This window comes from Streptomyces sp. NPDC018029, from assembly GCF_044327655.1.
In the GTDB taxonomy this organism is placed as follows: domain Bacteria; phylum Actinomycetota; class Actinomycetes; order Streptomycetales; family Streptomycetaceae; genus Streptomyces.
Genome location: NZ_JBIRFV010000003.1, coordinates 459,787 through 479,421, shown reverse-complemented (window position 1 = coordinate 479,421; position 19,635 = coordinate 459,787). Strand labels below are relative to the sequence as shown.

Sequence of the window (19,635 nt, the reverse complement as noted above, 5' to 3'; positions counted from 1 at the left end):
ACGCCGTCTAGTATCTGTGCATGACAGACCTGGACGGGAAAACAGCGGCCGGTGGCGGGGTGGTGCGGTGGGCGCCCGGGGACCACATCCTGTGGCGGTACCGGGAGAACTCCGGCCACCGGGTGCACATCTGTCGCCCCGTCACCGTCGTCAGGGACACCGACGAGCTGCTCGCCGTGTGGATGGCGCCCGGCACCGAATGCGTGAAGCCGGTCATCGCCGACGGGACGCCCCTGCACCGCGAGCCGCTCGCCACCCGCTACACCAAGCCGCGCGCCGTCCGCAGGGACCACTGGTTCGGCACCGGCGTCCTCAAGCTCGCGCGGCCCGGCGACCCCTGGTCGGTCTGGCTGTTCTGGGACCCGGGATGGCAGTTCAAGAACTGGTACGTGAACCTGGAGGAGCCGCGCGCCCGGTGGGCCGGCGGCGTCGACTCCGAGGATCACTTTCTGGACATCTCCGTGCGCCCGGACCGCAGCTGGCGCTGGCACGACGAGGACGAGTTCGCCCAGGCCCGCAGGGTGGGCCTGATGGACGCGGAAAAGGCCGCTGACGTACGCGCCGCCGGCCGGGCCGCGCTCGACGTGATCGCCGAGTGGGGGGCGCCGTTTTCGGACGGCTGGCAGCACTGGCGTCCCGATCCGTCCTGGGTCGTACCGCCCCTTCCGGATGACTGGGACCGTACGCCCGCGCACGTCTCGTCGTGAGACCCTTGATGCGCCCCTGCGGTTCAAACGTAGGATCGTCCTCCGCAAGGGCGCACAGCAACAACTCCGTGGGTCTGCGCGGTGCCTGACAGGAAGTCATCGAGGGGCGGCAGAACGTGAGCGAGGACCGCAGAGGTCAGGCCGAGGCCTTTGACGCCATCGGGCGGCAGTACGACAGGGCCTTCCCGCACAAGGAGGGCCAGCTGGCCGCGGGCCGCCGGCTCGCCACGGCGCTCCCGCCCGGTTCCCGCGTCCTCGACGTGGGCTGCGGCACCGGTCTGCCGACCGCCCGCCAGCTGGCCGAATCCGGCCACTCGGTGCTCGGCACGGACATCTCGACGGGCATGCTTGACCTGGCGGGAAAGAACGTCCCGGCAGCCGAGTTCCGGCAACTGGACATCGCCGACCTGCGGGCCGAAGGCCCGGGCGGAGTCGGCCGGTTCGACGGTGTCGCGTGCTTCTTCGCCCTCCTGATGCTGCCGCGCGCCGAGATCCCCGAGGCGCTGCGGCTGCTGCACGGGCTGTTGGTGCCGGGAGGCCTGATGGAGCTGTCCATGGTCGAGGCCGACCTGGACGACGCGGCGATTCCGTTCCTGGGGCACACAATCCGGGTATCGGGTTACCTGCGGGACGAACTGCGGCAGGTCGTGCGGGACGCGGGCTTCGAGATCACCGGCGAGGACACGTATTCGTACGCCCCCGCGAGCACCGACGTACCACCCGAGCACCAGATCTTTCTGCACTGCCGACGCGGCTGAGCAACGTGCAACGCTGGACGGCGCGCACGCCCGCGCAGCCCCGGACGGACGGATTCGAAACGCGTGACGGAGCACCTCACCCCCCACGAGGGTCGCAAGGCACCAGCTGCCCGGCCGACCGCCCCCGCGGATCCCCGCGGGGCGCTGCTGCGTTCCCCCGAACCCCCGGGAGGTGACGCGCACCCGGGCGCCCGGGTGCCGCCGTCCGGTGAGCACTCCCAGCCCTCGGCCGCCGAACCCGACCCGCACCGGCCGCGCCCCGCGCCCGAGGGCGGTGTGCCGGCACAGCCGGGACACGCGCAGGCCGGTCCCCCGCCGGACGGTGCGGAGCGGCGCTCCGGGCAGCCGAGGCCCCCGGGTTCCGGCCCGGTGGCGATGCGGCGGGACGGCGACCGGCTGCGCTTCGTGGGCGCCGCGACCCGGCGCATCGCCCGCGGCATAGACCTCGACGAGATCGTGATGGGTCTCTGCCGGGCGACGGTGCCGACGTTCTCCGACGCGATCCTGGTCTATCTGCGCGACCCGCTGCCCGTCGGTGACGAGCGGCCCACGGGCCCGCTGGTCCTGCGCCTGCGCCGCTCCGACCGGCTGCGCTCCATCGAGGAGGGCGCCGAGGACCCGGACACCGAGAGCGGCGGCACCACGCTGCCCGCCCTTCAGGTCGTGCAGTCCGACATCACCGACGTGATGGGCAGTGCCGAGCTGTGCGAGGTGCGGCCCGGCGGCGCGCTCGCCGAGGTGCTGCGCGGGGTGCGCCCCGTCTTCGCGGACTCGGCGGCGGCCCGGGCCGCGCTGCCCGAACTGCTCGGCGAGGGGCGCGCCCTGCCGGGCGGTCAGCGGGGCATCCTCGCGCCGCTGCGGGGCCGCCGCCGGGTGATCGGCGCGGCCGTGTTCCTGCGCCGCCCGGACCGGCCCGCGTTCGAGGCGGACGACCTGCTCGTCGCCGCCCAGCTGGCCACCCACAGCGCGCTCGGCATCGACAAGGCCGTCCTGTACGGCCGCGAGGCGTACATCGCCGACGAGCTGCAGCGCACCATGCTGCCCGAGACGCTGCCCCGCCCGACCGGCGTGCGGCTCGCCTCGCGCTATCTCCCGGCCGCCGAGACGGCCCGGGTCGGCGGCGACTGGTACGACGCGATCCCGCTGCCCGGCAGCCGCGTCGCGCTGGTCGTCGGTGACGTCATGGGGCACTCCATGACGTCGGCCGCCATCATGGGCCAGCTGCGGACGACCGCGCAGACCCTCGCCGGGCTCGACCTGCCGCCCCAGGAGGTCCTGCACCACCTGGACGAGCAGGCCCAGCGGCTCGGCTCCGACCGCATGGCGACCTGCCTGTACGCGGTCTACGACCCGGTCTCGCACCGCATCACCATCGCCAACGCGGGCCACCCGCCGCCCGTCCTGCTGCACCTGGGTGGCCGCGCGGAGGTGCTGCGCGTTCCACCGGGCGCCCCCATCGGCGTGGGCGGCGTGGACTTCGAGGCGGTGGAGCTCGACGCCCCCGCCGGCGCGACCCTGCTCCTGTACACGGACGGGCTCGTCGAGTCCCGGCTGCGCGACGTGTGGACCGGCATAGAGCAGCTGCGCGAACGGCTCGCGGCCACCGCCCAGCTGACGGGTCCGGACCATCCGCCGCCCCTGGAGGCGCTCTGCGACGAGGTGCTCGACATGCTCGGCCCCGGCGACCGGGACGACGACATCGCGCTGCTCGCCGCCCGCTTCGACGGGATCGCGCCGAGCGACGTCGCGTACTGGTTCCTCGAACCGGAGAACGCGACACCGTCCCGCGCCCGCCGGCTCGCCCGCAGCGCGCTGGTGCGCTGGGGCCTGGAGGAGCTGACCGACTCGGTGGAGCTGCTCGTCAGCGAGGTCGTGACGAACGCCGTGCGGTACGCGTCGCGGCCAATCACCCTGCGGCTGCTCCGCACCGACGTGCTGCGCTGCGAGGTCGGCGACGACGTGCCGCAGCTGCCCCGGCTGCGGCAGGCGCGCGCCACGGACGAGGGCGGCCGCGGCCTGTACCTGGTCAACAAGATGGCGCGGCGCTGGGGTGCCACGCGGCTGAGCACCGGCAAGGTGGTCTGGTTCGAGCTGAACCGGAACTGAGCCGAGGGCCGCGCATACGAGAGGCGCCCCGGACCATGGTGGTCCGGGGCGCCTCTCGTGCACGGATCAGTCCCTGCCCGGTCGGCCGTCCTCCGGGTCCGGGGGCCCGTCGCTGTCCGTCGGGTCCGGGTCGGCGCTCGGCGTCGGAGTCGTCCTGGTCGGAGTCGGCGTCGGCGTCGGGGTCGGCGTGGACGACGACTTCGTCGGGGACGGCGACTTCGACGGCTTCTTGGACGGCTCGTCCTCGTCCTCCGGCTTCGACGGCGTGCTCGACGGGTCCTTCGGGGCCTGCGACGACGGGTCCGGGACCGGCGCGATGGCGGCGCCCATGTTCGTGTCGAGGTCGAACGAGCTCGGCGAGCCCATCGCGTCGAAGGTGTACGCCGCCCAGATCTGGGCCGGGAAGCTGCCGCCGTCGACACGGGCACGGCCGCCCGCACCCTTCATCGACACCTGGTTGCCCGCTTCCTTGGTGCCGGCCGCTCCCTCGCCGAAGAGGCCCACGGAGGTGACCAGCTTCGGCGTGTAGCCGGTGAACCAGGCCGACTTGTTGTCGTCGGAGGTACCGGTCTTGCCCGCGACGTCCTGCGAGGGGTTGCGGACCGCGCTGCCGGTGCCGTCGTCGACCACGCCCGTCAGGACCGAGGTGACCGAGTCGGCGGTGCCGCGCTGGACGACCTGGTCGCCGATCGGGTCCGGCAGGTCGACCGCGCGGTCCTTGTGCTCGACGGAGCCGACCAGGGCCGGGGTGACCTTCTTGCCGTGGTTGTCGAGCGTCGCGTACACGCCCGCCATCTCCAGCGGGCTCGCGCCCATGGAGCCGAGGGTCTGGGCGGGCACGGCGGGCAGTCCCTTGACGTCCATGCCGAGCTTGCCGGCCGTCTCCATGACCTTCGGCATGCCCACGTCCACGCCCATCTGCGCGAAGACGGAGTTGACGGACTTGTTCATCGCCTTCTGGACGGTGACGGGTCCATAGCTGACACCGTCCTCGTTGGGCGGGGCGAACGCGACGTCGCCGCCCTTGACCGGCCGCTTGCTGGTGCCGTCGTAGACGGTGCTCGCGGTGATCGGCAGCCCCTCCTGCGTCCTGGAGCCGTTCTCCAGGGCCGCGGCGAGGATCAGCGGCTTGAAGGTGGAGGCGGACTGGTAGTCGCGGCGGGTGGCGTTGTTCGTGTAGTGCTTCACGTAGTCCACGCCGCCGTACATGGCGAGGACCTTGCCCGTCTTGGGGTCGACGGACGCGGCGCCCGCCTGGACCCGTGCGTCCGCCTTGTTGTTCTTGCGGTCGAGCCGGTCGTTCAGCTTCTCGTCGACGGCCTTCTGGAGCTGCTTCTGCTTCTTGGGGTCGATGTTCAGCGTGATCGTGTAACCGCCGGCCGCGAACTCGGCCTCGCTGAGGTTGCTGTTGCGCAGGACCTCCCGCTTGGCCTCCTCCACGAGGTAGCCGATCTGGCCCTCACGGCCGGGCGGGGCCTTGGGGTCGTCCGGCACGGGGAACTTCATCGCCTCGCGCTTGCCGGAGTCCAGCCAGCCCTCCTCGACCATGTTGTCGAGGACGTAGTTCCAGCGGGCCTTGACGAGCTTCTTGCCGGTCGGGCTCGCGGCCTGCCAGTCGTACTGGCTGGGGGCCTGGAGCAGGGCGGCGAGGTAGGCGCCCTGGGCGACGTTCAGCTTCTTGGCGTCGACGCCGTAGTAGGCCTGGGCGGCGGCCTGGATGCCGTAGGCGTCGCGGCCGTAGTAGCTGGTGTTGATGTAGCCCGCGAGGATGTCGTCCTTGCTCTTCTCGCGGTCCACCTTCAGCGAGATGACCAGTTCCTTCAGCTTGCGGCTGACCGTCTGGTCCTGCGTGAGGTAGTAGTTCTTCACGTACTGCTGGGTGATCGTCGAGCCACCCTGCTTGCCCTTGCCGGTCAGCGTGTTGAGGACGCCGCGCGCCGTGCCCTTGAAGTCGACGCCCTGGTCCTTGTAGAAGGACTTGTTCTCGGCGGCGACGAAGGTCTTCTGGACGCCCTCGGGCACCTTGTCGAGGTCGACGATCTCGCGGTTGACCTTGCCGTCCCGCGCCAGGATCGTCCCGTCGCTGTACTTGTAGACGTTGCTCTGCCTCTTCGCCGCGGCATTGCCCTCGGGGATGTCGATCACCAGGTAGAGCACGACGAAGGCGCCCATGCCGAGCAGGATGAACCCGAAGATCGTCCCCAGGATCTTCTTCCAGGTGAAGAAGCGGCGTATGCCGGTGCGCTTGGGCTTGCCCCCGCCGGACGGGCGCCCGCGCGCTGCCCTGCGGGCACCGCGCTGCCGCGCTTGTCGTTCTTCGGCTCGGCCCATGACTGAGAGTGCTCCGCTTCCGTCTAGTCAACATGCGTACGTCGAGTCAGCTCATGAAGCTAACACCGCACCCTGGGACAAACTCCTGCCGATCCGGTCTTTTGCGGACGTGACAATGAGCACCTGCCCCTAAGGAACCGACGTTCACGGGCCCCCGATGGTTGCGCACTCCTCGTACATACGATCTCTACACTGGGCGTATACACCGCACGTATACACACCGTGTACAGTGCTCGTCATGTCCATTGGCCACACCCTTCTGGGACTTCTGGAGTCCGGCCCCCGGCACGGCTACGACCTAAAGCGCGCCTTCGACGAGAAGTTCGGGCACGACAAGCCCCTGCACTACGGGCAGGTCTACTCGACCATGTCCCGGCTGCTGAAGAACGGTCTCGTCGAGGTCGACGGGATAGAGGCGGGCGGCGGCCCCGAGCGCAAGCGGTACGCGATCACCGAAGCCGGCATCACCGATGTCCAGCGGTGGCTCGCCACCCCGGAGAAGCCGGAGCCCTACCTCCAGTCGACCCTCTACACCAAGGTCGTCCTCGCGCTCCTCACCGACCGCGACGCCGCCGAACTCCTCGACGTACAGCGCGCCGAACACCTGCGTCTGATGCGCATCCTCACCGACCGCAAGCGCAAGGGCGACCTCGCCGACCAGCTCATCTGCGACCACGCGCTGTTCCACCTCGAAGCCGATCTGCGGTGGCTCGAACTGACCGCCGCACGTCTCGGCAAGCTCGCCCAGGAGGTGCGCTCCGCATGACCCCCGCAGGTTCCCTTCTCGCGGCCCACGGACTCCGCAAGGCGTACGGCCCGACCACCGCGCTCGACGGCGCGGGCTTCTCCATCCACCCCGGCGAGGTCGTCGCCGTCATGGGTCCCTCCGGCTCCGGAAAGTCGACCCTGCTGCACTGCCTCGCCGGGATCGTCCGTCCCGACGAGGGCTCCATCACGTACAACGGCCGCTCCCTGACCGGCCTGTCGGACACGGAGCTGAGCGCGCTGCGCCGCAGCGAGTTCGGCTTCGTCTTCCAGTTCGGCCAGCTCGTCCCCGAGCTCACCTGCGTCGAGAACGTCGCGCTGCCGCTGCGGCTGAACGGCGCCAAGCGCAAGGACGCCGAGGCCACCGCCCGCACGTGGATGGAGCGCCTGGAGGTCGACGACGTCGCCGCCAAGCGGCCCGGCGAGGTCTCCGGCGGCCAGGGCCAGCGCGTCGCCGTGGCCCGCGCCCTCGCCACCGGCCCGCGCGTGATCTTCGCCGACGAACCGACCGGCGCCCTCGACTCGCTCAACGGCGAGCGCGTCATGGAGCTCCTGACCGACGCGGCCCGCTCCACCAACGCGGCCGTCGTCCTCGTCACCCACGAGACCCGCGTCGCCGCCTACTCCGACCGCGAGATCATCGTGCGCGACGGCCGCTCCCGCGACATGGAGCGGATCGTATGAATACCTGGGCGCGCGATCTCGGCATGGGCATACGGTTCGCGGCGGGCGGTGGCCGCGAGGGCTGGATCCGTACGATCCTGACCGCCGTCGGCGTCGGCCTCGGCGTCGCCCTGCTGCTCGGCGCGGCCTCGGTGCCGAACATGCTGCAGAACCGCGACGACCGGTCGGTCGCCCGTACGCCGTACTCCTCGGTGGACGGCAAGCCGCCGAAGGCCGACGACACGACGATCATGGTGCGCGACACCGGCACCGAGTTCCACGGACGCACCGCGACCGGCAGGTTCCTCAAGGCCGACGGCGACCACCCGGTGCTGCCGCCGGGGCTCGACAAGATGCCCGCCCCCGGCGAGATGGTCGTCTCGCCCGCGCTGCGCGAGCTGCTCGACGACCCGGCGAACACGCTGCTCAGGGAGCGTTTCGGCAAGTACCGCCAGGCCGGGACGATCGGCGAGGCGGGGCTCGTGTCACCGCTTGAGCTCTACTACTACGTGGGCGCCGACCCGCTCACCTCCGCGCACGGCGCCCATCGCGTCGCCCGCTTCGGCCAGGACGACTCGCTGCCCCTCGACCCGTTCCTGATGGCGCTCGTCGTGCTGATCTGCGTCGTCCTGCTCACCCCCGTGGCCATCTTCATCGGCACCGCGGTCCGGTTCGGCGGCGACCGGCGCGACCGGCGCCTCGCCGCGCTGCGGCTCGTCGGCGCGAGCGCCCGCTCGGTGCGCAGGATCGCCGCGGGCGAGGCGCTGTTCGGGGCGCTGCTCGGGCTCGCGGCCGGGGCCGTGCTCTTCCTGCTCCTGCGGGAACTGGTGGGCGTGGTCGACCTGACGAACGTCAGCGCGTATCCGTCCGACATGGTGCCCACGCCCGGCCTGGTGGCGCTGGTCGCGGTGGCGGTGCCGGTGTCCGCGGTCGTGGTGACGCTGATCTCGCTGCGGTCGGTCGCCATCGAGCCGCTCGGCGTCGTCAGGGGCGGCAAGCAGCGCAAGCGCCGCCTGTGGTGGCGGGTGGTCCTGCCGGCCGCCGGCATCGCCATCCTGCTCCTCTCGGGCCGCATCGACGCCGACATGGGCAACGACGCCGTCAACGTGACGGCGATCGCGGTGGGTTCGGCGCTCGCCCTGATCGGGCTCAGCGCGCTGCTGCCCTGGCTCCTCGAAGCGGCCGTGGGACGGCTGCGCGGTGGTCCCGTGCCCTGGCAGCTTGCCGTCCGCAGGCTGCAGTTGACGTCGGGCACGGCGTCCCGCGCGGTCAGCGGGATCACCGTCGCGGTGGCCGGCGCGGTGGCGCTGCAGATGATGTTCGCGTCCATGCACGACGACTTCAACCAGGTCACGGGGCAGGACCCCACGCGTGCCGAGCTCACGGTCCACAGCATGACCGCCAGCGGGCCCCTCGCCCAGCAGATGATCGACGACTTCGCCAGGACCGAGGGCGTCACCAAGGTCATCGGCACCGTGCAGGCGTACGTCACGCGGCCCGGCGGCAAGAAGGTCGACGGCATGACGCCGACCACGGAGCTGACCGTCGGCACCTGCGCGACCCTGCGGGAGCTCGCGGAGATCGGCTCCTGCAAGGACGGCGACACGTTCGTCTCGCACACGGGCAGCCGGGAGCAGAACGCCTGGCTGGACAAGACCGCGCGCCCCGGCAAGCCGGTCAACGTCGGGCCCGACCCCGACTTCAACAAGGGGGCGAAGCCGGTCCTGTGGACGCTCCCGAAGGACTCGCCCACGGTTCAGGCCCTGCGCAACCCGTCCGGCACGAAGTTCGACGGCATCTTCGCGACGCCCGGCGCGGTGGACATCAAGATGCTGGACGACGCGTCGACGGCGTCCTGGGTCAAGCTCGACCCGAAGGTGCCGGACGCCGACGAGCGCGTACGCAACGCGGCGGCCCGCATCAGCCCGTTCCTGGGCGTCGACTCGCTGAAGGCGGTCGACCGGGACAAGCAGTACGCGTCGATCGCGCGGGGGCTGCAGATCGGCGCGAGCGTCACGATGGCGCTGATCGCCGCGTCGATGCTGGTGTCGATGATCGAGCAACTCCGCGAGCGCAAGCGCCTGCTGGCCGCCCTCACCGCGTTCGGCACGCGCCGTTCGTCGATGGCGTGGTCCCTGCTGTGGCAGACGGCGATCCCGGTGGCCCTTGGCCTGGCCCTGGCCATCGCCGGCGGCCTCGGCCTCGGCGTGGTCATGACCCGCATGATCGGCAAGAGCGTCACCGACTGGTGGTCGTTCGTCCCCCTGACGGCCGCCGGCGCGGCAATGGTCGCAGCGGTGACCTTGCTGAGCCTCCCCCCACTCCGCCGCATGATGCGCCCGGACGGCCTACGCACGGAGTAGCCCCTGGGGGCCCCGGAGGGGCCCTTCCAGGGGCGCGGGGAACTGCGCGTCCAGCCCCATCCGGGCCCGCAGACGAAGGCCGCCCCGCGGCGGGCGGAACGCCGGTGCGGGTCACACCACCCGCACCGGCAACGGCCGCACCGCCTCCTTCAGAGCCAGAGCCAACTCCTCGTACTCCGCGCCCCGCGCCGCCCCGCTCCGCATCGCGAGGGCGATCCGCCGCGTAGGCGCGGGATCCGCGAAGTACCCGGTGAGCAGCTGATTGCTGCGGCTCGTCTCCACTCGTACAGCCGTCCGCGGCAACAGCGTCACCCCGAGGCCCCCCGCGACCAGCTGGACGAGCGTGGAGAGCCCCGCCGCGGTCGTCGTGACGGGCGCGTCGGCGCGCCCCGCCTCCCTGCAGATGTCGAGGGCCTGGTCACGCAGACAGTGGCCCTCGTCCAGGAGCAGCAGGTTCAGCTCCTTCAGCGCCTCGCGAGGAATTCCCTCACGGCCGCCGAGCCAGTGGTCGAGGGGCGTGACGAGGACGAAGTCCTCGTCGAAGAGGGGGAGTTCGGTGACGCCGGGAACCCCGAGCGGCACCGCGAGCAGCAGCAGGTCGAGCCGCCCGGCGGTGAGCCCCTCGATGAGCGAGGAGGTCTGCTCCTCGTGGACCTGGAGGTCCAGGTCCGGATACTTCTCGTGGACCAGGCCGATCACGGTCGGCAGCAGGTATGGCGCCACCGTCGGGATCACCCCGAGCCGCAGCGCCCCCGTGAACGGCGCCTTGACGGCGTCGGCCTCCTCCATGAGTGCCTCGACCTCGCCGAGGACGGCCTTGACCCGCAGCGAGAGCCGCTCGCCGGCGGGCGAGAGGAGCACCTTGCGCGTGGTCCGCTCCAGGAGCTGGACACCCAGTGCCTCCTCCAGCGCGGCCACGGCCCCGGAGAGCGCGGGCTGGCTCATTCCGATCGCCGCGGCGGCATCCCTGAAGTGCAGGTGCTCGGCCACGGCGGCGAAGGCGCGGAGCTGCGCCAGGCTGGGCTGTCTGCCACTGGGTTGCTTGCCCCTATTTATGGCACGCACTGATAGCCACCTCCGATCAACATGACCCACTCTAGCTATTTCCCTAATCAATGCACCCTGTGCCACCATCGACATCAGTCCAACCCCACAGGAAAGTCCTCAAAAGGGACTCTCTTCGCGCAAGGAGTACGTGTGCTCACTGTCGGTGACAAGTTCCCCGAGTTCGACCTGACTGCCTGTGTCTCGCTGGAGCAGGGCAAGGAGTTCGAGCAGATCAACCACAAGACCTACGAAGGCAAGTGGAAGATCGTCTTCGCGTGGCCCAAGGACTTCACCTTCGTGTGCCCGACGGAGATCGCCGCGTTCGGCAAGCTGAACGACGAGTTCGCCGACCGTGACGCCCAGATCCTCGGCTTCTCCGGCGACTCCGAGTTCGTGCACCACGCCTGGCGCAAGGACCACCCGGACCTGACGGACCTGCCCTTCCCGATGCTGGCCGACTCGAAGCACGAGCTCATGCGTGCCCTCGGCATCGAGGGCGAGGACGGCTTCGCGCAGCGCGCCGTCTTCATCGTCGACCAGAACAACGAGATCCAGTTCACGATGGTGACCGCCGGTTCCGTGGGCCGTAACCCCAAGGAGGTCCTCCGGGTCCTCGACGCCCTGCAGACCGACGAGCTCTGCCCCTGCAACTGGACCAAGGGCGACGAGACCCTCGACCCGGTCGCGCTCCTCTCGGGCGAGTGAACAGGAGCCTCTGACATGGCACTCGACGAACTGAAGTCCGCCGTACCGGACTACGCCAAGGACCTGAAGCTGAACCTCGGCTCGGTCATCGGCAACTCGGACCTGCCGCAGCAGCAGCTGTGGGGCACCGTGCTGGCGTGCGCCATCGCGTCCCGCTCCCCGAAGGTGTTGCGCGAGCTCGAGCCCGAGGCGAAGGCGAACCTCTCCCCCGAGGCGTACACCGCCGCCAAGTCGGCCGCCGCCGTCATGGCGATGAACAACGTCTTCTACCGCACGCGTCACCTGCTCTCCGACCCGGAGTACGGGACGATGCGCGCCGGCCTGCGGATGAACGTCATCGGCAACCCGGGTGTCGAGAAGGTCGACTTCGAGCTGTGGTCCCTCGCGGTCTCCGCGATCAACGGCTGCGGCCAGTGCCTGGACTCGCACGAGCAGGTCCTGCGCAAGGCCGGTGTCGACCGCGAGACGATCCAGGAGGCCTTCAAGATCGCTGCGGTCATCCAGGCCGTGGGCGTCACGCTGGACTCCGAGGCGCACCTCGCGTAACCCCATACAGGAGCGGGGCCCAGAACCACTGGTTCTGGGCCCCGCTTCTGTATGTACGGCTCACTGCTGCGGCGGCTCCGCAGGGGCGGCGTCCACGGCGGTGGCCCCGCGCGGCTGCGGCGCCTGCTTGAGGGCCGCCTCGCGCGAGTACGCCCGCAGGTAGCCGACGACCGTGTTCGTGACGGCCACCAGCGGCACCGCGACGACCGCCCCGCCGATCCCGGCGACCATGCCGCCCGCGGCGACCGAGAGGATCACCGCAAGCGGATGCACCCGCACCGCGCGGCCGAGGATGAACGGCTGCAGGATGTGTCCCTCGATCTGCTGCACGGCGAGGACCACCGCCAGCGCCATCACGGCCGTGAAGACGCCCTGGGTGACCAGCGCGACGACCACCGCGAGGGCGCCGGAGACCACGGCGCCGACCAGCGGCACGAACGAGGCCAGGAAGATGATGACGGCGAGCGGCACCGCCATCGGCACCCCGAGGAAGTAGATGCCGAGGCCGATGAAGATGGCGTCGATCATGGCCACTATCACCGTGCCGCGCACATAGGCGGTGAGCGTGCGCCAGGCCCGCGGTCCCGCCCCGGCGATGCCGGGCCGCGCCTGGGCGGGCACCAGCTTCAGGAACCACTGCCAGATGCGCTTGCCGTCGTAGAGCAGGAAGAGCGTCGAGAACATCGCGAGCAGGATGCCGGTCAGCGTCTCGACGATGACCGTGACGCCTTCGAGGCCCGCGGAGGTGAGCTCCTCCGTGTTGGCGCCGACCGCGTCGCGCAGGCTCTTGGCGATGTCGTTGATCTGGTCCTCGGTCACGTGGAAGGGGCTGTTCAGCAGCCACTTGCGCAGGTCCTCGATGCCGTCCTGGACCTGCCGCGACAGTTCGTCGGCGTTCTCCATGACCTGCCAGACCACGAACCAGCCGACCAGGCCCATGATGACGAAGCCGAGGATCGCGGTGACCGCCGTCGCGAGACCGCGTGGCAGACCGAGATTCCTGAGCCGGGCCACGGTGGGCTGCAGCAGCGCGGTGATCAGCAGGGCCGCCACGAAGGCGAGCACCACCAGCTGCACCGCGCTGATGACCTTCATCAGGACCCAGAGCGTGCCCGCGAGGACGAGGAGGCGCCAGCCGGCCTCGGCGGCGACCCGCATCCCCCACGGCACGGCCGCCGCGGGGTCGGGTCTGGCCGACACGGCCGGCGCGTAGTCGGGCGGCGGGGGCACGTGTTCGTGCTCGCCGGTGATGACGTCACCCGGCTCGTCGGTCTCCGGGTCGGCGTCGCGGTCGGCGTGCTTCTCGCGCCGCTCGTTCAACCGCTCGCCCACCCCGCTCAGTCCGGCGCCGAGCCGGTCGAACCATCCTGGCACTCGCGACATGATCCGTCCTCTTCCCCCGTCTTTCCCCACCACTCCCCCCTGGAGTTGTCCGCACCGACCGTACACGGGAGAAACCCCCCACCGTAGGACGGTGAGGGGTCTCCCGGGGTTGAGCGCGGTACGGCCGCGGCTGCGGGCCTAGTACCAGTTGTTCGCCTGCCAGAAGCTCCAGGCGCCGCACGGGCTTCCGTAGCGGTCGTTCATGTAGTTCAGGCCCCACTTGATCTGCGTGGCCGGGTTCGTCTGCCAGTCGGCGCCCGCCGAGGCCATCTTGGAACCGGGCAGCGCCTGGACGAGGCCGTAGGCACCCGAGGAGGCGTTCTGCGCCTTGTAGTTCCACGTGGACTCGTGGTTGACGATGTTGCTGAAGCACTGGAACTGGTCACCGGGGACCATCTGCCGTGCCATCGCCTGGACCTGAGCGACCGTGTAAGAGCTCTGGGGCGCGAAGCTGGAGGCGTCGCGGGCGGAGGAGCGGCTGGCCTTGGACTCGGCCTTCTCCTCACGCTCCTTCTTGTCGGCGGCCTTCTGGGCGGCCTCCGCCTTCTCGGCCTTCTCCGCGGCCTTCTGCTTCTCGATCGCCGAGGCGGCGGCCTGCTTGCGGGCCTCCTCCGCGGCGGTCTTCTTCGCGGCGGTGTCGGCGGCCATGGCCTGCGCGTCGGCCTGCTGCGTCAGGGACGCGGTCTGGACCTGGGCCTGCTGACCCGCGGGTATGTCTGCGAGGAGCGTCGCGTCGCTTGCCGCTGCCTCGATGTCGTTCGTGTTCGAGGGCTGGGTGTCGCCCGAGGCGACACCCACGACAGCGCCGACGGTGGTGACCGCGGTGGCAGAAGCCACGGCGAATCCCCGGACCGAAATCCGGCTCACACGGTTTCCTTCCAGCATCGCCCGCATAGGTGACCTCGCGGACGCAATCGTGCCCCTGGCGCTGGCCTCCGCTTGCGATCGGTCACGGGAGGCACGGACCCGGTGGACAACTCCCGTGCGGGGAGCGCCGCGTGGTGCTCGGGCGGCATGCGACGGTCACTATGAAGTTCTGTTGTTTCGTACCGCTGGGGGTACACGTGTGTCGCATGCGGGGCCTGACAGGACCCAGACTCTGCCCCAGCCGGACACCGCGAGGCAATTCTCCGTTGCGTGGGAAAGCTCACACCCCGTTTGCCCCAGGAGTTTTACGGAAACAGGCACACGCGACGACGCCGCCCGGCTAGGCTCGCTCGCTTCGCCGGACGGCGCCAATCACCGTGCATTCCGCGTCAGATGTGGCCGTCCTCCAGCATTTCGGTCACCAGCGCCGCGATCTGCGAGCGCTCCGAGCGCGTGAGCGTGACGTGCGCGAAGAGCGGATGGCCCTTCAGTTTCTCGACGACGGCGACCACTCCGTCGTACCGCCCCACGCGGAGGTTGTCGCGCTGGGCCACGTCATGGGTCAGTACGACACGGGAGTTCGCCCCGATCCGGGACAGAACGGTCAACAGGACGTTCCGCTCCAGGGACTGGGCCTCGTCCACGATCACGAACGCGTCGTGCAGCGACCGGCCGCGGATGTGGGTGAGCGGCAGCACTTCCAGCATCCCGCGCGCCGTGACCTCCTCGATGACCTCCTTGCCCGCCACCGAGCCGAGCGTGTCGAAGACGGCCTGCGCCCACGGGCCCATCTTCTCGGCCTCGGTGCCGGGCAGATAGCCGAGCTCCTGCCCGCCCACCGCGTACAACGGCCGGAAGACCATCACCTTCTGATGCTGCCTGCGCTCCAGGACGGCCTCCAGGCCCGCGCAGAGCGCGAGCGCCGACTTGCCGGTGCCCGCGCGGCCGCCCATCGAGACGATCCCGACGGCCGGGTCGAGGAGCAGGTCGAGCGCGACCCGCTGCTCGGCGCTCCTGCCCTTGATGCCGAACGCCTCACGGTCGCCGCGGACGAGCCGGACATTGCCCTCGGCCGTGACGCGGCCGAGGGCCTTGCCCTTCTCCGACTGGATGGTGAGGCCCGTGTGCACGGGCAGGTCGGCCGCCTCGGGGACGTACAGCTGGTCCTCCTCGAAGAGGAGGTCCACCTGCTCTCCGGAGAGGGTCAGTTCGGACATGCCGGTCCAGCCGGAGTCCGTGATGGCGAGCTCGGCGCGGTACTCCTCGGCGAGCAGCCCCACCGACGAGGCCTTGATCCTGAGCGGGAGGTCCTTGGAGACGACGGTGACGTCGTACCCCTCCGCCTGGAGGTTGCGTGCTACGGCGAGAATCCGTGAGTCGTTGTCCCCCAACCGGTAGCCGGCCGGGAGCACGCCGGGATCGGAGTGGTTGAGCTCGACGCGCAGCGAGCCGCCCAGGTCCCCGATCGGGATCGGGGCGTCCAGGCGGCCGTGCCGGATGCGGAAGTCGTCCAGCAGGCGCAGCGCCTGCCGGGCGAAGTAGCCGAGCTCCGGATGGTGCCGCTTGGCCTCCAGCTCCGTCACCACGACGACGGGCAGCACGACTTCGTGCTCGTCGAAGCGGATCAGGGCGTTCGGGTCGGCCAGCAGGACGCTGGTGTCGAGAACATAGGTGCGCCTGTCGGGCATGCGGCGCTTTGTGCTGGTCACCACGGAAGGACGTACCCCCTCGGATGAGGTCGGGGAGCGACGGGAGGGTTCTGGACCGGGCACGGGCCACGATGCGTGGGCCGAGCGCCGGCCCTCCACGTCGCCCGTGTCGCGCACACGGTCGTCCTGGTGCAAAGGGCCTCCCGGGCGGACGGCCCGATGCCGTCCGCTGAGATACGACGTCCCTTTCGGATACTGCACGGACGTCGACCTGGAAGGCTTATTCCCTCGAACAAGCGCAGCCATGCCAGGGCATATGACGACGCGTTGGTTAACTCCCGGTTACCCCGACCTCAGGGGTGGAGGGGGTCAGCCGCCGTAACGGCGGTGGCGGGCGGCGTAGTCACGCAGCGCACGCAGGAAGTCGACCTTGCGGAAGGCCGGCCAGAAGACTTCGCAGAAGTAGTACTCGGAGTGGGCGGACTGCCAGAGCATGAATCCGGAGAGGCGCTGTTCGCCGCTCGTACGGATCACCAGGTCGGGGTCCGGCTGGCCGCTGGTGTAGAGGTGCTTGGAGATCTGGTCGATGTCGACGCTCTCCGCGGCCTCCTCCAGGCTCGCGCCGTTGGCCGCGTGCTCCAGGAGCAGCGAGCGGACGGCGTCGGCGATCTCCTGGCGGCCGCCGTAGCCGACGGCGACGTTGACCAGTATCCCCTTGTTGTGGTGGGTCGCCTCTTCGGCTTCCTTCATGACCATCTGGGTGTGGGCCGGCAGCAGGTCGAGCGCGCCGACGTGGTGCACACGCCAGCGGCCGTCCGCGACGAGCGAGCGGACGGTGGCCTCGATGATGCCGAGGAGCGGCTTCAGCTCGTCGTCGGGCCGGTCGAAGTTGTCCGTCGAGAGCATCCACAGCGTGACGACCTCGACGTCCGTCTCGGCGCACCAGCCGAGGAACTCCTCGATCTTGTGTGCGCCCGCCTGGTGGCCCTGTGCGGTGGTCCCGCCCGCCGCCTTCGCCCAGCGGCGGTTGCCGTCGAGGATGACCCCGATGTGCTTGGGCACCTGGTCGTGGTCGAGGCGGCCTTCCACCCGGCGTGCGTAAAGTCCGTACACCAGGTCGCGCAGGTTCACGTGTGTCAGCCTCCAGCAGATGGCGGTCTCAAGGGGCGCGCCCAGAGCAACCCCGAGGGCGACACCCTACCGCCGCTCGAGCGTCCCTCCACAGTCGGGGCGCTGGCCGCTGAAGTAGTTTCGTGCCCATGAACGACACGTCTACGTATCGCGCGGCACCGGACCGCTACGACTCGATGGAGTACCGGCGCACGGGCCGCAGCGGTCTGAAGCTGCCCGCCGTCTCGCTCGGCCTCTGGCACAACTTCGGCGACGACAAGGCCCTCGATACGCAGCGCGCGATCCTGCGCCGCGCCTTCGACCTGGGCGTCACCCACTTCGACCTGGCGAACAACTACGGTCCGCCGCCCGGGTCCGCCGAGCTCAACTTCGGCAAGATCTTCGCGCAGGACTTCGCCCCGTACCGCGACGAGCTGGTCATCTCGACCAAGGCCGGCTACCTCATGCACCCCGGCCCGTACGGCGAGTGGGGCAGCCGCAAGTACCTGCTGTCGTCGCTGGACGCGTCGCTCGCGCGGATGGGTCTCGACTACGTCGACATCTTCTACTCGCACCGCTTCGACCCGGACACCCCGCTGGAAGAGACGATGGGCGCCCTCGCCTCGGCGGTCCAGCAGGGCAAGGCGCTCTACGTGGGCGTGTCCTCGTACAACAGCGAGCAGACCGCCGAAGCGGCGCGCCTGCTGCGGGAGATGGGCGTCCCCGCGCTCATCCACCAGCCGTCGTACTCGATGATCAACCGCTGGACCGAGGAGGACGGGCTCCTCGACACGCTGGAGGCGGCCGGGATGGGCTGCATCTCCTTCGTGCCGCTCGCGCAGGGCCTGCTCACGAACAAGTATCTGAAGGGCATCCCGGAGGGTTCGCGCGCGACGCAGGGCAAGTCCCTCGACCCGGAGCTCCTGAGCGACGAGGTCGTCCGCCGCCTCAACGGCCTGAACGACATCGCGGCGGGCCGCGGCCAGTCCCTCGCCCAGCTCGCCCTCAACTGGGTGCTGCGGGACGAGCGGATGACGTCCGCGCTGATCGGCGCCTCCAGCGTCAAGCAGCTGGAGGAGAACGTGGCGGCGCTCGCGGGCCCGAAGCTGACGGACGCCGAACTGACCGCGATCGACACGTTCGCGGTGTCGACGCCCGGCACGAACATCTGGGCCGGCCGCGGCTGATCCGCCGGGTGGATGTGGCGGAGCCCCGGGCCGGGGTCGTCCCGGCCCGGGGCTCTTTGCTGTCCGGCGCGGCGCGCGTTTGCTGTGCGGCGCACAGGGGGCGCGGTCAGGCGCGCGGGCGGTTGAACCATGCGCCCGCGGCGCTCTGGGAGAGCAGGATGACCGTGGCGATCGAGCCAAGGAGCGGGATGAGGCCGCCCGGGTTGCCGGCGGCCGCGCCGCCGATGCCGAACAGGATCTGGACGCTCATCAGGACGATGCACGTGGTGCGGATGCCGCTGCCCGCGGTGCCGAAGCGGAAGGCCATGCCGAACGCGACCAGGAGGCAGATGTTCACGCCGAGGGCGGCGCCCGCCGTCTCCGGGTTGGATATGGCTATCAGGAGGATGCTGCCGAGGATGGTGAGTCCGCCGAGTACCCAGATGACGATCTGCGCGGCGCGGACGACACCCGGCATGCTCTGCGGGGCCATCGGGCCGGGCCCGTATCCCGGTCCGTAGCCGTATCCAGGACCGTAGCCGGTGGCGTATCCGGGGCCGTACGCGTGGGCGGGGTCCTGGGCCGGGCCGTTGTAGGTGGGCAGCCCGGACTGGGGGTTGGGTTCGGGGTGGGGCCGGGAGGCGGGCGGTGGGGGGAATTGGTTCGACATGTCCCTGACCATAACGGGATGTCGATCTTCTACGCGCCCTGTCGCCCCGGCGTCCGGGCCGCCCGCGCCGTGGCACAAAAAAACGGGCCGGTCCGTGGGGGGGAGACGGACCGGCCCGAGGGGGGGTTTCCACCATAACCCTTCGTAAGTGCTGCTGGGTGCATCGGCGGCACACAACTACTCTCCGAGACCGGCCGACGACTGCGCGATCCCGTTCTACCGGCGGAATCCCGGGTTCGTAGGCGTATTTCGGCCGGGCGCGGCGGTACTCCCCAAGAGGGACCCCGCGCGGTTCACGCGCTTGACGCCCCGGACCACAGGACCGCTAATTTCGCGGGCATGGCGACGATGACGGTCTCGGCTCCCCCGCCGGAGGTCCCGCCGGAGCCTCCGGCGCGGAGCTCCCCGGAGATCCCGCTGGAGATCGCGGACTCGGCGCGGGCGCGGCGGCGGGGGCTTCTCGGGCGCGCGGGCGTGACGGGGGCGCTCCTGCTGACGCCGGCGAGCGGGGTGCACACCCTGCGGATGCGGTTCGCCATTGATGTGGCGTATCTCGACCGTGAGTGGCGCGTGCTGTCCGTACGGACGATGCGGCCGGGCCGGATCGGACTGCCGCGGCCGTGGGCCCGGCACGTGATCGAGGCGGAGGCCGGGGCGATGGCCCGGTGGGGCGTGCGCCGGGGTGCGCGGATCGTCGTGCGCGGCGCGGGGCACGGCGGCGGGTGACGGCTCGCGGCGCCGCGCGGCCCCCTCCACCGCGCGGCACCGCCCGCGCGGGTTTGCTCACGCGAATTAGCCT

General features: G+C 70.6%; 17 protein-coding genes. 10 read left to right on the top strand and 7 right to left on the bottom strand.

All coding sequences use genetic code 11. From position 1 onward, the window contains the following. Window positions 1–20 precede the first annotated feature (20 nt). The 3 genes from ACH4D5_RS10845 to ACH4D5_RS10835 all read left to right on the top strand — a co-directional run bounded on the left by ACH4D5_RS10845 (window position 21) and on the right by ACH4D5_RS10835 (window position 3,571). Window positions 21–707, top strand: coding sequence for a DUF402 domain-containing protein (locus tag ACH4D5_RS10845; RefSeq protein ID WP_398300735.1), 687 nt, complete (start codon window positions 21–23; stop codon window positions 705–707). Window positions 708–823: 116 nt separating this feature from the next. After that, window positions 824–1,465 (top strand): class I SAM-dependent DNA methyltransferase, encoded by a 642-nt coding sequence (locus tag ACH4D5_RS10840; protein ID WP_398300733.1) that lies wholly within the window; start codon window positions 824–826, stop codon window positions 1,463–1,465. A gap of 63 nt (window positions 1,466–1,528) precedes the next feature. Further along, window positions 1,529–3,571, top strand: coding sequence for a SpoIIE family protein phosphatase (locus ACH4D5_RS10835; protein ID WP_398300731.1), 2,043 nt, complete (start codon window positions 1,529–1,531; stop codon window positions 3,569–3,571). Window positions 3,572–3,637: 66 nt separating this feature from the next. On the opposite strand, the gene ACH4D5_RS10830 is transcribed toward ACH4D5_RS10835, so the two are convergent. After that, window positions 3,638–5,902, bottom strand: a complete 2,265-nt coding sequence (locus tag ACH4D5_RS10830) for a transglycosylase domain-containing protein (protein ID WP_398300729.1) — start codon at window positions 5,900–5,902, stop codon at window positions 3,638–3,640. 238 nt (window positions 5,903–6,140) lie between these two features. On the opposite strand from ACH4D5_RS10830, the gene ACH4D5_RS10825 reads away from it, so the two are divergent. Genes ACH4D5_RS10825 through ACH4D5_RS10815 form a run of 3 tightly spaced genes read left to right on the top strand, consistent with a single transcriptional unit; the run spans window position 6,141 to window position 9,693 of the window. Further along, window positions 6,141–6,668: a PadR family transcriptional regulator gene (locus ACH4D5_RS10825; protein ID WP_268773229.1), complete on the top strand. Its 528-nt coding sequence runs from the start codon at window positions 6,141–6,143 to the stop codon at window positions 6,666–6,668. Further along, complete coding sequence (locus tag ACH4D5_RS10820; RefSeq protein ID WP_398300727.1) at window positions 6,665–7,351, top strand: ABC transporter ATP-binding protein; 687 nt, start codon at window positions 6,665–6,667, stop codon at window positions 7,349–7,351. The genes ACH4D5_RS10825 and ACH4D5_RS10820 overlap by 4 nt, the downstream gene beginning before the upstream one ends. Next, window positions 7,348–9,693: an FtsX-like permease family protein gene (locus ACH4D5_RS10815; RefSeq protein WP_398300725.1), complete on the top strand. Its 2,346-nt coding sequence runs from the start codon at window positions 7,348–7,350 to the stop codon at window positions 9,691–9,693. The genes ACH4D5_RS10820 and ACH4D5_RS10815 overlap by 4 nt, the downstream gene beginning before the upstream one ends. Window positions 9,694–9,804: 111 nt before the next feature. On the opposite strand, the gene ACH4D5_RS10810 is transcribed toward ACH4D5_RS10815, so the two are convergent. Beyond that, complete coding sequence (locus ACH4D5_RS10810) at window positions 9,805–10,758, bottom strand: LysR substrate-binding domain-containing protein (protein WP_398300723.1); 954 nt, start codon at window positions 10,756–10,758, stop codon at window positions 9,805–9,807. Window positions 10,759–10,890: 132 nt separating this feature from the next. On the opposite strand from ACH4D5_RS10810, the gene ACH4D5_RS10805 reads away from it, so the two are divergent. Beyond that, the gene (locus ACH4D5_RS10805; protein WP_030793682.1) at window positions 10,891–11,445 is read left to right on the top strand and encodes a peroxiredoxin; all 555 of its coding nucleotides are present in this window, start codon (window positions 10,891–10,893) and stop codon (window positions 11,443–11,445) included. A 15-nt stretch (window positions 11,446–11,460) separates the two neighbouring features. Continuing rightward, window positions 11,461–11,991, top strand: coding sequence for an alkyl hydroperoxide reductase (locus ACH4D5_RS10800; RefSeq protein WP_030562721.1), 531 nt, complete (start codon window positions 11,461–11,463; stop codon window positions 11,989–11,991). A 60-nt stretch (window positions 11,992–12,051) separates the two neighbouring features. Here ACH4D5_RS10800 and ACH4D5_RS10795 read toward each other — a convergent pair whose 3' ends face one another. The 4 genes from ACH4D5_RS10795 to ACH4D5_RS10780 form a co-directional block, all read right to left on the bottom strand. After that, on the bottom strand, window positions 12,052–13,374 hold the full coding sequence (locus ACH4D5_RS10795) for an AI-2E family transporter (protein WP_398300720.1): 1,323 nt from the start codon (window positions 13,372–13,374) through the stop codon (window positions 12,052–12,054). 138 nt (window positions 13,375–13,512) lie between these two features. After that, window positions 13,513–14,259 (bottom strand): lytic transglycosylase domain-containing protein, encoded by a 747-nt coding sequence (locus ACH4D5_RS10790; protein WP_398300718.1) that lies wholly within the window; start codon window positions 14,257–14,259, stop codon window positions 13,513–13,515. A 371-nt stretch (window positions 14,260–14,630) separates the two neighbouring features. Next, window positions 14,631–15,953, bottom strand: a complete 1,323-nt coding sequence (locus ACH4D5_RS10785; protein ID WP_398300716.1) for a PhoH family protein — start codon at window positions 15,951–15,953, stop codon at window positions 14,631–14,633. A gap of 306 nt (window positions 15,954–16,259) precedes the next feature. Then, window positions 16,260–17,021, bottom strand: a complete 762-nt coding sequence (locus ACH4D5_RS10780; RefSeq protein WP_398300714.1) for an isoprenyl transferase — start codon at window positions 17,019–17,021, stop codon at window positions 16,260–16,262. A 128-nt stretch (window positions 17,022–17,149) separates the two neighbouring features. Here ACH4D5_RS10780 and mgrA point away from each other — a divergent pair, with 128 nt between their 5' ends. Continuing rightward, window positions 17,150–18,187, top strand: a complete 1,038-nt coding sequence (mgrA, locus tag ACH4D5_RS10775; RefSeq protein ID WP_398300713.1) for an L-glyceraldehyde 3-phosphate reductase — start codon at window positions 17,150–17,152, stop codon at window positions 18,185–18,187. Window positions 18,188–18,293: 106 nt separating this feature from the next. Here mgrA and ACH4D5_RS10770 read toward each other — a convergent pair whose 3' ends face one another. Further along, a complete protein-coding gene (locus ACH4D5_RS10770) occupies window positions 18,294–18,836 on the bottom strand; it encodes a hypothetical protein (RefSeq protein ID WP_398300711.1) in 543 nt (180 codons plus the stop codon). A gap of 348 nt (window positions 18,837–19,184) precedes the next feature. On the opposite strand from ACH4D5_RS10770, the gene ACH4D5_RS10765 reads away from it, so the two are divergent. Next, window positions 19,185–19,562, top strand: a complete 378-nt coding sequence (locus ACH4D5_RS10765; RefSeq protein ID WP_398301427.1) for a DUF192 domain-containing protein — start codon at window positions 19,185–19,187, stop codon at window positions 19,560–19,562. The last annotated feature ends 73 nt before the right edge of the window (window positions 19,563–19,635 follow it).